The sequence below is a fragment of the Treponema vincentii F0403 genome (assembly GCF_000412995.1).
GTDB lineage: Bacteria > Spirochaetota > Spirochaetia > Treponematales > Treponemataceae > Treponema > Treponema vincentii.
Map to the genome: position 1 here is coordinate 115956 of NZ_KE332514.1, position 13564 is coordinate 129519.

Consider the following 13564-nt stretch of genomic DNA (forward strand, 5'->3'; position numbering starts at 1 on the left):
ACAATGCCTTATTTGTTGATGGCTTCCAATGGGCTGATCTTTAATGCAAGTCCGACCGGATACCAATTTGCAATTACTCCGGCGGCAAGCATAGCGGCAAGTGTACTCAATACTGCAACCGGCGAGATAGCTGTCTGGATTTTATAACCGCCGAACATAACAGCCATCGTTTCATTCGGAAGTCTGATTCCCAACGCATTAAAGATAAGCCCTGCGATAATCGCAAGAGTAATCCCGCACAGAGCCCCAACGCACGAAAGTAAAAACGACTCCGTATAAAAGAGCCGCCTGACAAAGGAACGCTTTGCTCCGATGGCACGCATCGTACCGATTTCTGCCGTTCGCTCCATCACAGAAACGACAAGCGTATTCATAATGACGATAAGCACCACAACGGCAAGCAATACCAGCACCGCAATCATCAGCGTCCGTGTCATCTTAATCGCAGCAGCATACTGCACCACTGCTTTATCCCACGGAAGCGCTTGTGCTATAAGACCTTCTTCCGCAAACCATTTATTCAAATCTGCAATCACCCGGGATGTTTTTGAAGGATCCTTCAGTTTAACCGTTACAAAATGCCATGCATCGGTGTCCGCCATATTGAGCTGATTGCGCAGCTCCGTACTGCCTAAAATATTTTCCAAATCTTCCGCAGTCGCTTTTTTTTCAGTGATGCTTTCCGCCTCTTCGGTAACACCGACTGCATCATCGGAGAACAAGTCGTCTTCGCTTTTCTCTGCAAGGCTTAAATCGATTGACTGAGGAATTTCCGTAACGGTACGAGCCCCCATCGTTACGCCTGCAAGCATACGCGCACTGTTGATATCCGTATAAAGCACATCTTGAACCGCCGTATCGGGATGTGCAAAGGTAAAAAAGCCGCTCACCTTTATTTTGCGCAGCTTTGCTTTTTCTCCAAAGCTCATCACCACAACTTCATCTCCAACATGCAATTCCCGTTCATAATATTTCTCGTACTTTTCTTTTACTTTTGGCGGCAATAAGATAAATTCTGCATCATCCGAATCAGGAAATTCACCTTCATACACTTTGATTGTCTCGAATGTTTTTTTGTAAGAAGAAGGCTCGATACCGAGTGTCGTAGCATACGGCATATACGCAAAGTTTTCGCTCTTAGGTTCCCACATATCCGGTAGGTCAGCCGGACGCAGCATACCATACCCAACAACCATTCCCCGCGTAAACACAGAAGCTTCCGGCATGTCATGTAACTTTGCCTCAATTTTTTCTATCTTTGATAAATACGGCATCGAAGGCAGCTTACCCGTGTTGACATTTTTATATGCACCGGCAATTGTTACAAAGACATCCTTATCAGCCGGTTTTCCGGTAATAAAAATATCGCCGCAAAAGTCGCTCTCGCATACATTCTTTGCCTGCTGTTCGGCGAAATTCAGCACACCGAGCCCCAGCACCACCAAAAAGCTGCCGAGCCCGATCAAAATCATAATAATCAGCGTCTTTGTCTTATGCGAAAAAAGATTTTTCAACGCCAACTTAAAAATCGTTTTATTCATTATATCCTCTTCAATTTAATTCATAATCATGCAAATACTGCACTTCCGTCGGATAAATCATAATTACCCATTACCCATTACTAATTATCCATTAACCTTCGTGTCCTCGACGACATTTCCGTCTAAGATTTTGATGCGGTGGTCGGTCATATTGACAATTTTAGCATCATGGGTGGAGAAGATAAAGGTGGTATTAAACTCGCGGCTCATGTCCTTCATCAGTGCAAGAATCTGATCGCCGGTTTTGGAATCGAGGTTTGCAGTGGGTTCGTCGGCAAGCACCAATGCAGGCTTGGTAACCAAGGCACGGGCAATAGCAACGCGCTGCCGCTGACCGCCTGAAAGCTCGTTCGATTTATGGTGCGTCCATTCGCTCAATCCGACCTTTTCGATGAGGTGTTCAATCCATTCCTTGCTCTTTTCTTTGCTTTCTTTTGCCTTACCGAACAAAAGGGGAAACTCGATATTTTCGTATACGTCCAAAACCGGAATCAGGTTAAAGGATTGAAAGATAAAACCCAGATACTCGTGGCGCAGCTGAGTGATCCGCTTGTCGAGCTTCGGCGGAATTTTTAAGCCCTTGTTTTTCCGTTTGGAAAGAGAGGCAAAGTCTTTTTCCTGATAAATTGTTTCTCCATTGATGATCAGCTCGCCGGAGGTCGGCGTGTCGATCAACCCAATCATGTTGAGCGTGGTGGATTTCCCCGAACCGGAAGGTCCCGAAATGGAGACAAACTCTCCGCCATCGATGGAAAAATTAATTCCTTTAACCGCTTCTACCAAAACCTTTCCTAAGAGATACGTCTTGCGTAAATTCTTCACTTGTACAATAGTCATCTATAATCTCCTATAAATAAATAGACAATGTTGTGCGGATGCCAGGGGTATACCTTAACACTATTGGGCAACATTATTCAATAGAAACCCTGTCTTGTTTTTCATAAAACCTGTTACGAAAAAACGCGATGGTGCAGTATTTTTATTTGCAGCTGCATAACAGCCGGTATAAGGGAGCTTCTAAAAACCGGCCTATCTATGCTATACTGCCGCAGAAGTATTTTAAAAGAAGGGATAACTATGGCTGATATGTTGGTAAACTTGCTCCGGCTGTCTCCGGCAGAAGAGCTTTATGCGGAATTGCAACGGAAATACGATGTGCATATCCGGCGCGCGATGACGCCCGATAAGTTTCGAATCGTTGAATGGGTGAAAGAACATTCCACTTTAAGCGCAGCAGGTGAATGCGACACCTGCTTTTCCCGCATACCGGTGAGCTGTTTTATCGCTACCCGCGGGCAGAACATACTCGGATATGCGTGCTATAACGCAACCGCGCCCGACTTTTTCGGCCCTACAAAGGTATTGGAAGATGAGCAGGGAAAAGGGATCGGCAAAGCGCTGCTGCTCGCATCACTCCATGCCTTACGCAACGAAGGGTATGCCTATGCCATTATCGGAGGAGTCGGCCCCGAATCCTTCTATCAAAAAACCGTCGGCGCCGTATTGATTGACGGCTCTACGCCCGGTATTTACAAAGACTTTCTACCGAAACTCTAGGGCGCGGAGCCTGTGTTTTTATCCCAAAGGTTAGCGATGGGAGCTGCGCCGAAGGCGTTCCGGAACGAAAGGGTATAACATTTATTTTTCTGCGTAAATGAGGCTGCTTTGGATATAGGTTTTTATTGCCAAGCCGTGTCCCCATTTCTTTGCGTATTCGTCTGAAACGTCTTTTGAACGTATGATTATGTTGATAAAGCCGATTTTTTCAAAGGTGTCTTTTATCTGCTCCGCAGACCAAGCTCCCCCCACTCACGTTTTTACCATATCGGGATCAGAGATCCATTCGTGCGGCAAAGCAGCCTTTAAAGTGATGTCGGAAATCGTGACTCTTCCGCCTTTGCGAAGACAGCGGTAAAGCTCTGAATACACTCCATATTTATCCGTTGACAAATTTATCACGCAATTACTCATGATGAGATCGAGGGAACTATCGGAAAGCGGAATATGTTCAATTTCGCCAAGTATAAATTCGCAATTCGTAAACCCGTTTTTTACGGCGATTTCCGAAGCGCGGCTGATCATAGTTTTTGAGCTGTCAAGCCCGAAAACTTTTCCGTTTTTACCGACAGCTTTTGACGCTATAAAGCAGTCAAGTCCTCTTCCGCATCCTAAGTCAAGGATGGTTTCGTTTAAGCGGGGCTTGGCAGCTTCTTGCGGATTTCCACAGCCGAGCCCGAGGTCGGCCTCTTTCGGAATGCCGACCAAATCTTGTGCGGCATAGCCTATCGAAGTCGTTATCTTTTCAGCCTCACCATGTACGGAAAGGCTTCCATGTGCCAGATTTTCGTAATGCTCTTTGACGGCTTCTTTCACCGCATTCTTATCGTAACTCATTCAAATGATTATATCCTCGCTTGCTCTTTTAGACTATACCGTTCCATGTGAACTGTTTACAATGAGGCATCTCCTAAAACGCTTAAGTGTGTTGCGGTTCTTTACTCAAACAACTCGGCAAGTTCTGCGTTGCTCATCTTGCCGATCCACGATTCGCCGCCGCTCAAGGTCATCTGCGAAATATGCCGCTTCTTTTGAATCATCTCGTCGATTTTTTCTTCAAAGGTACCGGCGCAGATAAAACGGGACACAAACACGGTGTTGTGCTGCCCGATTCGGAATGCGCGGTCGGTCGCCTGATCTTCTATCGCAGGGTTGTACCAGAGGTCAAAGTGGATAACGCGGGTTGCAGCGGTAAGGTTTAAGCCGGTACCGCCTGCCTTGAGCGAAATAAGAAAGATGCGTTGCGCCGGATCGGTTTGGAACGATTCGACTGCGGACTTCCGTGCGGTAAGCGGCATCTGTCCGTGCAAGAGGAGCGGCTCATCTCCGAATTGCTCCTGTATCAGCTTCCGCAGTAAAAAGAGCGTTTGCGTGTATTGGCTAAAAATCAGTGTCTTTTCGCCGGCGTCCAATATTTCGCCGAGCAGCTGCATCAGCGCGGCGGTTTTTCCGGAAAGCGCCGTATCGGTCTGAAAGCTTTCGTCATAGACATGGGGATGGTTGCACACCTGCTTTAAGGCGGTCAGCAGTTTAAGCACCAGCGCGTTCCGCTTAATCCCGTCTTCGGTTTTCAATACGCTTTTCAGCTGCGTTTCAACAAGGCTTTCGTACAGCGCAATTTGCTCCGGCGTCAGGCGGCAGTATTGCGGCGTAATCACTTTTTCCGGTAAGTCGGAAATAACGGCAGGGTCGGTTTTAAGGCGGCGGAGTAAAAACGGCGCGGTAATCTTTTGAAAGGACTCCGCAGTCTCCGCATCGCCGTGCAGCTCGATGGGTATGCGCCATTTTTTACGGAAGGTTTCCGCAGAGCCGAGATAGCCCGGGATGATAAAATCGAACAAGGCGCGCATATCCTCAAGGCTGTTTTCAACCGGCGTACCGGTCATCGCGATGCGGGACTGTGCCTGCAAAAGCCTGAGCGCTTGGGCATTTTTGGTCTGCGTATTTTTAACCGCCTGCGCTTCATCGATAATCAGACAGTCAAAGGTCTTTTCGGAAAGTTTTTTTACATCCCGCCGGAGGGTCTGGTACGTCGTAATATGAATGTCAGACTTTGCGGAAAACCGCCGCCCCTGTCCGTGCAAGATGGTACAACGCAGCGACGGAGCAAAGGTGTGCAGCTCATGTTCCCAGTTCGGTAAAAGACTCGCCGGAGCCGCGATAAGGATGCCGCTATGCTCAAAGCCTTGTTCTTTCAATTTGAGAATGAGGGCGATAACCTGCAGCGTTTTACCGAGTCCCATATCATCACCCAACAGACAGCCGAAACCGCTTTTAATGGTAGAATAGAGCCACTGAAAACCTTTTTCCTGATACGGCCGGAGCGTCGCTTGCAATGTGCGGGGTACCGCGGCATCCGTTTCCCGAAAGAGCGAATAAGAAAACGGCGCGCCGTCCGCCATTACGGTATCTCCGGTCAGCGTCCCTTGTATGACCTCGTTGATATCGGGTCTTTCGTGCTGCATGGTTTCGAGAAGGCGCGCCGTGTGTTCGGGATCAACAAGGATGTAGCGGTCGTTGAATTTCACCAGACCGCTGCTCTGCTTCATCAATGCGCGGAATTTCTTGGCGCTGATGACGGTATCGCCGAGCATAATGCTGCGGTCATAATCCATCAGGTTATCAAGGCTGAGGTACGACTGTACGGCGCCGGCTCCCTTTTGCCGTTTCAGCTGGAACACCGCCCGCGGTTTCAGCGCCCGCTGTAGAGTCTTAGGCAGCACGACCTCTATCCCAAAACGGGAGAGGAGCGGCGCCGCCGTCCGTAAAAACACCGCCGTCTCTTCCTGCGTAAGCGGAACCGACTTTTGCCCGATCATCTCCGTTAATTTCGGCAGATATGCAGAAAGCGCAATCGCGAACTCCACCGTTTTGCTTTCAATTTGTGCATAGTCGGCGATACGGGAAAACGGTACAAACCGGTTCTTCGTTTCTTCGCTATGGCAAACCTCGGCGGAAATCTCAAAGTCGGATTTTTTCGCTTCCTCCAAGATGAGCCGGAAACGGAGGCTGTTGCTGTCGTAGTAGAGCGCGGCAAGCCAACGGCTAATCGATGCGGGAAGGCGGCGCATACCCGGCGCCTTCGTATTGATAGTCGCGCCTTGGAAAAAGAGCGCCGCAATTTCCTGTTCCGCTTGGCGGATACCGGTGGGCATAAAATCGGTGGTGCGCACATATTCGGTGAGGAAAGCTGTCAGCAGCAGTTTGGCGCAGTACAGCCTACCCCAAAGCGATACTTGCGGAAAAAACGATTCGGTAATAAAGGGTGCACAGCGGTCGATTGCAGCGGAAACAGCCTGCGCCGAAGTCAGCGGCTTCCAAAATATTGCCAGTTTCCGCGTTCCCGGATCGAGATATACTGCCGGTAACAGCGCAGACTCGGCGACGAGCCGCTCTCCGAGTGTCAGTACCGTATATGCTGCTTTCATGCCGTCCGGAGAATCCGCGGCAGGCGTAACGCCGCGCAGGAGATGAAGCGCTTGCACGAGTGTCAGCGCCGCCTCCGTACCGTTCGGAAGCCGCACGCGGAGCTGTAACGCTGCTTCTTTCTGCAAGGGGAAAGCCGGACCCCCTGCCGTTTTTTGCGTCGGCAGTTTTGCCGTATCGAGCCGAACCGGCGTGTACAAAAGGCGGCTTGAATCGCACAGCGTTGCCGCCGATGCGCAGCCCGTACCGGATTTCATTAAAACGGCAATCCGCTGCTCAAGCGTCAACTCGAATTCTTTGTTCTGCCGGACAATCAGTTTATGGTATAGCTCTTTAAAGGCTGCAACCAAGTCATCATCATAAAACGGTGTAAGCGGCGGAAGCAGCGCGGAAATCAGCGGTAAAAACGATTCTTCAAGCGGAAAGCGGGGAAGTTCCGCCGGTACGTCCAGCGCAGGCTCATCAGAACGGCGCAGGGATAACGGCACCGGATGCTCGTATTCGGGTTCTGACGGCATAGCAAGAGGCGATACGTTAGCCGCCGTACCCGCCGCGCCGGATTGCCTCGCTTTTCTTTGCGCCCCGACGGTTGTGGCATCACCGGTTGCCGGTGATGCACCCTGCTCCGGTACGACGGTTAGAGCCGGTTCGGCGGACATATCCCCTACGGCGGGCAGTATTTTTTCCCGCAGTTCGGCAAGATCGATGCCCGCAAGCTGAAAGAGGAGCCGCGGATCGTGGTCGATTTCTTTTGCCAGAATATACAGCACCGCGGCGATGTGTTTACACAGAGAAGCTGAGTCGGGACAGGAGCAATCGCTTTCAATGAGGCTCCAGCGGCGGGGAATAAATCGTATATCCTTTGCCTCAAAGAGCGTTACAAGGTGTTCCGTCATCGTACCGCTTCCCAATGCGATGAAGTCGGCGGGATGCTCCGCTAAGATTTTTTCCAATTTTTTTCGATTCGGTTCGGAAATACGGGGAAAGGTGAGCGAAATATAATACCACGGGTCATAATGTCCCGCGACGCGGGCTGCAACTTTATTGCCGGTAATCACGAGGGAATCTACCTTACCGGTATTCGCGTAACTTTTCCCCCGCGATACCCGCCCGTCGCCGTCATAACTCTCGATCATCCGTAAAAACCATGCGCCCCACGGCGTTGTTCCGTACTTACTGCGTGCCATGGGACGATTTTATAGGATTTTAGCCTAAGATGCCAGCGGATGTATTGTTAAATCAAACAGGTAAATTTTTAGACATTTGACAAATATTGACGAATGTCTAAAGTATTTAGTATTATTAGCAAGAATATAAACGGGGAAAGTTATGTTATTGGGATACGGAGCAAAAAACTGCTGGTGCTTTAAGGATTGGCTGGATATAAATTTAAGATTAAACGAGGACGTTCCTAAAGATATTTCTTTAGGAAGAGACTATTCATTACTTCTGGGTTATGAAGGGGCAAATGCTTCCGGAAAAACCAATGCATTAAAAGTTTTTGCTTTTATCGCAGATTTTGCTAAAAATAGTTTTTCGTATTCTACTGAATCATCAATTTTATTTGATTCATTTTTTAATAATAATAATCCATCTGAATTTTACGTTGAATTTATGGATACGGACGGTCTTGAATATCGTTATGAAGCGGTTTTACATAAGGATCATGTTGAAAAAGAGCTCCTTTTTTTAGTTAAAAGTACAATGGAGGAAATTTATTTTGAACGTACTAATAATGAAATTACCATAAATAAACTGTACGATAATGAAAACAAAATTATTTTAAGAAATAATGCATCATTTATTAGTACCCTTCATCAATATGGAATACAAGAAATAAACGATGTTTATGATTTTTTTGCTAAAAATATAATTAATGTTACGTATAGAGGATTACGCTATGAAATGAGCATGGATATACCTTTAATTTCTAAAATGTATTTTCACAATCAAGACGCTTTAAATTTTACTAAGAATCTTATTCAAAAGTTTGACACGGGAATTTCAAATATTACGATTTCATATCGTGAAGATGAAAAGAATAATAAAATATATTTTCCGATTTTCCTTCATGAAAATGAAAACACTCAATATAAATTAGGAATAGATTCGGAATCAACAGGTACAAGAGCTCTTTATATCAATTTACTTTTTTACTATCAAAATTTACAGTCAGGAGGCGTTTTACTACTTGATGAATTCGATATTAATTTGCATCCTGATATTTTACCTCATTTAATCAAACTTTTTACAGATTCAAAATCTAATCCTTATAATGCACAAATGATTTTTACCAGTGTAAATCCTGATAATCTTGATATTTTAGGAAAGTATCGATCTTACTTATTTGAGAAAGATGATGGGGAAAGCTTTGGTTATCGGCTTGATGAGCCGGACACCAATATTTTGAAAAACGACAGAAAAGTATCGGCTCCATATAGAAGGCACTTATTGGGAGGATACCCTAAAATTGAAGCATAAAAATGTAAAAAAAGAAAATAAATTAGCTAATTTTCCGCAAGAAAGTATAGAAACTGTCTATAAAACACTAAGAGGATTATTATCGTTTAATTTTAGATTTTTAGATGATACACAAGGACAAAAATTTTCAGATTTATCGGTAGAGCAGTTTTATAAAATAATAGAAAAACTTAAATGGTATTCAAAGGAAAACAGATCCCATTGGGAAGCAACACCCATAGGCCATAGAGATGGTAAAGTATTAGCCGTTTATCAAGACTTTCCTTCTAAATCAAACTTTTTCCATCCGAAATATATCCCGGCAGGAGTAAAATGGGCACGCTTTAGATTGGAAGGTGATCAACGTTTGATCGGATTTGTCATCGACAAAAATGATGTTGAAAAATTTCAATTAAATCCTGATGTATTTTATATTGTTTTCTTAGACTTGTATCATAAATTTTATATTTCAAAAAAATGACAATCGTAAGGATTAGCTTTTTATGCGTGAGCTTTGGGAGATAAGATGAGCGATCTGGAAAGTGAGATACAGCGGCGCGGCTTAATAAAAGTTCCTACTGAGGGCGGGCAAAAGGAAAACCCGTACCGCCGCGTTGCAAAATTTTTATATTTAATCGGAGAGGAGCAGGCCGCAAAGGTTCTGCAAAAACTCACGCGCGAGCAAATCGAAAAAGTAGTAGCGGAGATGCTGACAATCCGCTATGTCGACAAAGACGAAGCCGCCTATATTTTAAGCGAATTTACCGCGCTTTATAACGAAGCAAAAAATTCCGTCGGCGGCGTAGAAACCGCTCAAGGAATTCTGACGGCGGCGTTCGGCGGAGAAAAAGCTCGAGAGATTATCGAGCGGGCAATACCGCCTGCTGCCGAGCGTCCGTTCGATTTTTTGGATGGTATCGACGGAGAAAAGCTCAAGCGGCTCTTAGCGGACGAAATGCCTGCAACGCAGGCGCTCGTACTTTCTCAGCTGGAGCCGAAAATAGCGGCTGCGTATATTACCGGTTTAAACGATGCCGAAAAAAAAGACATCGTGCTCCGCCTCGCGCGGCTTAAAACGATCGACCCCGAAATCCTGCGGACGGTCAGTACCTCTATGCGCGAAAAGTTTACCCGCATACGGACGGGATCGGCTACCGAAGCAATCGACGGGCGCGCGGTGCTGGCTGCGATTTTGCGGCGCAGCGATGCCGAAACGGAAAACTTTATTTTACGGAATATCGCAGAGGCCAATCCCGAGCTTGAACAAAATATCCGCGAACGGCTTTTCACCTTTGAAGATGTGCTCATAGCCGACGACCGCTTCTTACAGAAAAAATTATCCGGCATGGAAACGGCGGATATCGCCGCGTTGATTTCCTATAAACCGGAAGCGTTTGTTAAAAAAATCCTCGATAACATTTCGAAAAACAGGCAGCAGTTCATCCTCGACGATCAAGTATCCCATCCGGTTTCCGTGCGGGAATGCCGCGAAGTAACCAACCGGTTCTTACAGGAATTGCGGAAAAGCTGGGAAGACGGTGATTTGCTCTTATTCGGAAAGGACGGAGACGACGTATGGATAACCTAACCCACGGGTTTAAAATTATTTCAAAAACGGCGCTTGACGAAATGCAGGCGGAAGGTATTTTTGCGCGGCATTGCGCAACGGGACTTGAAGTTTATCACATTCATAACGATGACAACGAGAACCTCTTTGCGTTTGCTTTTATGACAGCGCCTGAAAACGGTTCGGGCGTCGCTCATATTCTGGAGCATTCGGTGCTCTGCGGTTCAAAAAACTATCCGTTAAAAGATCCCTTTTTGATACTTTCCAAGCAGAGCGTTAAGACGTTTTTAAATGCGATGACATTTCCCGATAAGACCGTGTACCCCGCGTCGAGTATCCTCGAAAAAGACTATTTTAATTTGATGTCGGTGTACGGCGATGCGGTTTTTTTTCCGCTGCTCAAACGGGAAACCTTTGAACAGGAAGGGCATCGGCTTGAACTGGACGAAGCCGGAAAGCCGTATTTTTCCGGCGTGGTGTTAAATGAGATGCGCGGCGCGTATGCGGATTTCGATTCGGGTGTAGACCGTGAGCTGCGGTATTCCTTATTGCAGAACACCGTATATGCGCACGATTCGGGAGGCTTTCCGCCCGATATTGCGAAGCTCAGTTATGAAGACTTTTGCGCTTTCCATAAAAAATACTATCATCCGGTAAACTGCAAAGTGTTCCTGTACGGCAATATCGAAACCGAAAAACAGCTTGCCTTTTTACAAGAGCATTTTCTCAAGTTTTTTGAACCGGCGGAAAGGCCTCCGCTCATTCCGGCTATTACGCCCTATCCTGCACCCCGCGTCTATTCTGCGGCGGCTCCGGCAGGAGAAGGGAAAAATCCCGACAAGCTTACGGTAACGATGAATTGGCTGTTACCCGAAAGCGCCGATATAGACCGGCTGATGGACTGTATGTTTTTGGAAGAGGTTTTGCTGGGACACGACGGCGCGCCCTTGCAAAAGAAGCTGCTCGATTGCCCCTTTGCCGAAGACGTGTATCCGTACAACGGCGGGCAGGCAGACCTTAAAAACATCTGTTTTACGCTCGGCCTCGCAGACATCGATAAAAGCGCGGAGCATCGGTTTGAAGCGTTCATCCTTTCCGGCCTTGAAGAAATTGCACGGGACGGGTTTGAGCCTCAGCTGATTGAAACCGCGCTTAACTCCCTCGACTTCTGCAATAGAGAAATTATCCGTTCGGGCGGCCCTTTTTCGCTGGTTTTGATGAGGCGGGCGCTCCGCGGCTGGATACACGGCTTTGCGCCGGAGACCTCGCTCCGCTACATACCGGCCTTTCAGCGGCTTAAACAGCAGATTTCCGAAAATCTCCGCTATACGCAAAACTTGATTAAGACGCTGCTGCTTGATAATCCTCACCGGACGACTGTTTCCGTACATCCGGATCCTCGGTTTTGCGAGAAAATCGATGAAACGCTCGCTCAAGAAGCGCAGCAGGCAGCGGATGCGTTGAGCCCCGCCGAACGGAAAACCTTAACGGCCGATCGTAAAAAGTCGGATGCCGATACGGAACTTAATTCCGAGGCGGATTCCGGAATGCAAAACCTCATTCCGCATATTTCAAAAGAGGAGCTGCCGCCGCTTGAACCGCCTATCCCCGAATACATCGAATATGCCGGTAAAGTACCCGTTATCGCGCATGAACAGCCGACAAACGGCATCACCTATCTCGATCTTGCAATCCCTGCCGATTCTCTTTCAGCGGAGGACTACGCGTATTTAACGCTCTATACGGCGGCGCTTTCCTCAATGGGTACGAAAACTCAAACGTGGGATTCCGTTGCGGCCGAATTTGCCTATCTAACGGGAGGCTTTTCCGCCGTTACCTTTTCCGCCGGTAAGCATCGGACAGCCGAAGCGCCGGTGTTCTTCGATAACGCGTTACGTGCGGAAGATGTGGTAGACAGGGACTGGATTTTAATCCGCGCCAAGATGCTGCCCGAATATATCGAGCCCGCGGTAAACCGTATCTTTTCGTATCTTAACGGTATTTCGTTTGCCGACGAAAAACGGCTGAAGGATATTTTTATTCAGCTGAAAAACGATCTTGATCCGCTCCCCTCGTATTCGGGACATACGCTGGCTTCGCTGTATGCGGCTTCTGCCTATTCGGGGTCGAAACGGGCGGAAAACCTGTGGACGGGTGTTCCTCAGCTCCGTTTCTTACGTGGGAAATATACGGCTCTGGAGCAAAAACCGGCGGCAATCGGCGGCCTTGTCCGTAAACTGGAAGTAATACACGGAAAACTGATGCGCTCCGGCCTGATTGTTAAAGTGTGCGGTACTGCCGCCGATGTAAGCAGTATCAAAAAAGCGCTTTTCCCGCATTTGCAGCAGTTCGGTTTTCCGCACCGCAGTACCGGCGGCTTTAGAGCGGAACCTTTTGAAAGACCGGCCGCGCTTTCGGCTTTTCCCAGCGCCGTGCAGGTAGGCTTCGCGGCGCAGCTTGTGCCGGCCGTGTTCGACGAAAACGAATACGGAGCTTCCATCGTCTATGCCCAATGGCTCGAGACGGGGGCGTTGTGGGAGACTATCCGCGTAAAAGGCGGCGCTTACGGCGTTTCCGCATATCCCGATTCCGCCACAGCTCTTTTTACGCTGACTACCTACCGCGACCCTACGCCGCTGAAATCGCTGGCTGTTATACGGGACTGTATCGAAAAGAGCATCACTGCGCCGCTTACCGACTCCGAAATGGAAGCGCTAATTACCGGCACCTACAGTATCGCGCTCCAGCCGAGAACTCCTGCGCAGAGAAGCTCGGCGGCGTTCTCGCGTCTGTTGAATGGAATAACCCATCAGACGCGGATGCGGATAATCGAAGGTATTATTGCCTGTACAAAGGAGCGCATGAACCGTTTTGCCGAACGGCTCGTCGCAAGCGTATCCGGCAGTACCGCTGCGGTGATATGCTCCGAGACCGCGCTGCGTCAAACGGTAGACACCTTAGGCCTTCCGCCGATCACCGTTTTACCTTCAATTTAAAGAGAGAGCTTCCTTAA

General features: G+C 47.7%; 10 protein-coding genes. 5 read left to right on the forward strand and 5 right to left on the reverse strand.

What is annotated here, in order from left to right; translation table 11 throughout:
- Positions 1-8: 8 nt before the first annotated feature.
- Together HMPREF1222_RS12145 and HMPREF1222_RS12150 are read right to left on the reverse strand one after the other, a co-directional pair.
- Positions 9-1541, reverse strand: a complete 1533-nt coding sequence (locus HMPREF1222_RS12145; RefSeq protein WP_016519632.1) for an ABC transporter permease — start codon at positions 1539-1541, stop codon at positions 9-11.
- Positions 1542-1625: 84 nt separating this feature from the next.
- Positions 1626-2378 (reverse strand): ABC transporter ATP-binding protein, encoded by a 753-nt coding sequence (locus tag HMPREF1222_RS12150; protein ID WP_016519633.1) that lies wholly within the window; start codon positions 2376-2378, stop codon positions 1626-1628.
- 240 nt (positions 2379-2618) lie between these two features.
- Here HMPREF1222_RS12150 and HMPREF1222_RS12155 point away from each other — a divergent pair, with 240 nt between their 5' ends.
- A complete protein-coding gene (locus HMPREF1222_RS12155) occupies positions 2619-3098 on the forward strand; it encodes a GNAT family N-acetyltransferase (protein WP_016519634.1) in 480 nt (159 codons plus the stop codon).
- A gap of 81 nt (positions 3099-3179) precedes the next feature.
- Here the strand turns inward: HMPREF1222_RS12155 and HMPREF1222_RS13025 are convergent, their stop codons facing one another.
- The 3 genes from HMPREF1222_RS13025 to HMPREF1222_RS12170 all read right to left on the reverse strand — a co-directional run bounded on the left by HMPREF1222_RS13025 (position 3180) and on the right by HMPREF1222_RS12170 (position 7711).
- On the reverse strand, positions 3180-3350 hold the full coding sequence (locus HMPREF1222_RS13025) for a hypothetical protein (RefSeq protein WP_006188064.1): 171 nt from the start codon (positions 3348-3350) through the stop codon (positions 3180-3182).
- Positions 3351-3935, reverse strand: a complete 585-nt coding sequence (locus HMPREF1222_RS12165; RefSeq protein ID WP_016519635.1) for a methyltransferase domain-containing protein — start codon at positions 3933-3935, stop codon at positions 3351-3353.
- A gap of 101 nt (positions 3936-4036) precedes the next feature.
- Positions 4037-7711, reverse strand: coding sequence for a DEAD/DEAH box helicase (locus HMPREF1222_RS12170; protein ID WP_016519636.1), 3675 nt, complete (start codon positions 7709-7711; stop codon positions 4037-4039).
- Between the two features lie 142 nt (positions 7712-7853).
- Between HMPREF1222_RS12170 and HMPREF1222_RS12175 the strand changes: the two genes are divergently transcribed.
- The 4 genes from HMPREF1222_RS12175 to HMPREF1222_RS12190 are packed head-to-tail and all read left to right on the forward strand — an operon-like array spanning position 7854 to position 13547.
- Positions 7854-9005 (forward strand): AAA family ATPase, encoded by a 1152-nt coding sequence (locus tag HMPREF1222_RS12175; protein WP_016519637.1) that lies wholly within the window; start codon positions 7854-7856, stop codon positions 9003-9005.
- The gene (locus tag HMPREF1222_RS12180) at positions 8995-9465 is read left to right on the forward strand and encodes a hypothetical protein (protein ID WP_016519638.1); all 471 of its coding nucleotides are present in this window, start codon (positions 8995-8997) and stop codon (positions 9463-9465) included. Before HMPREF1222_RS12175 ends, HMPREF1222_RS12180 begins: the two co-directional genes overlap by 11 nt.
- A gap of 45 nt (positions 9466-9510) precedes the next feature.
- Positions 9511-10572 carry a flagellar motor switch protein FliG gene (locus HMPREF1222_RS12185; protein WP_016519639.1) on the forward strand — a complete coding sequence of 354 codons (1062 nt, stop codon included), beginning with the start codon at positions 9511-9513 and terminating at the stop codon, positions 10570-10572.
- Positions 10560-13547: an insulinase family protein gene (locus tag HMPREF1222_RS12190; RefSeq protein WP_016519640.1), complete on the forward strand. Its 2988-nt coding sequence runs from the start codon at positions 10560-10562 to the stop codon at positions 13545-13547. The genes HMPREF1222_RS12185 and HMPREF1222_RS12190 overlap by 13 nt, the downstream gene beginning before the upstream one ends.
- Positions 13548-13564 lie beyond the last annotated feature (17 nt).

Excerpts from the sequence above, each read along its gene's own strand:
- HMPREF1222_RS12145 (WP_016519632.1), bottom strand. The coding sequence starts at position 1,541 with ATGAATAAAACGATTTTTAAGTTGGCGTTGAAAAATCTTTTTTCGCAT.
- HMPREF1222_RS12150 (WP_016519633.1), bottom strand. The coding sequence starts at position 2,378 with ATGACTATTGTACAAGTGAAGAATTTACGCAAGACGTATCTCTTAGGA.
- HMPREF1222_RS12155 (WP_016519634.1), top strand. The coding sequence starts at position 2,619 with ATGGCTGATATGTTGGTAAACTTGCTCCGGCTGTCTCCGGCAGAAGAG.
- HMPREF1222_RS12165 (WP_016519635.1), bottom strand. The coding sequence starts at position 3,935 with ATGAGTTACGATAAGAATGCGGTGAAAGAAGCCGTCAAAGAGCATTAC.
- HMPREF1222_RS12170 (WP_016519636.1), bottom strand. The coding sequence starts at position 7,711 with ATGGCACGCAGTAAGTACGGAACAACGCCGTGGGGCGCATGGTTTTTA.
- HMPREF1222_RS12175 (WP_016519637.1), top strand. The coding sequence starts at position 7,854 with ATGTTATTGGGATACGGAGCAAAAAACTGCTGGTGCTTTAAGGATTGG.
- HMPREF1222_RS12185 (WP_016519639.1), top strand. The coding sequence starts at position 9,511 with ATGAGCGATCTGGAAAGTGAGATACAGCGGCGCGGCTTAATAAAAGTT.
- HMPREF1222_RS12190 (WP_016519640.1), top strand. The coding sequence starts at position 10,560 with ATGGATAACCTAACCCACGGGTTTAAAATTATTTCAAAAACGGCGCTT.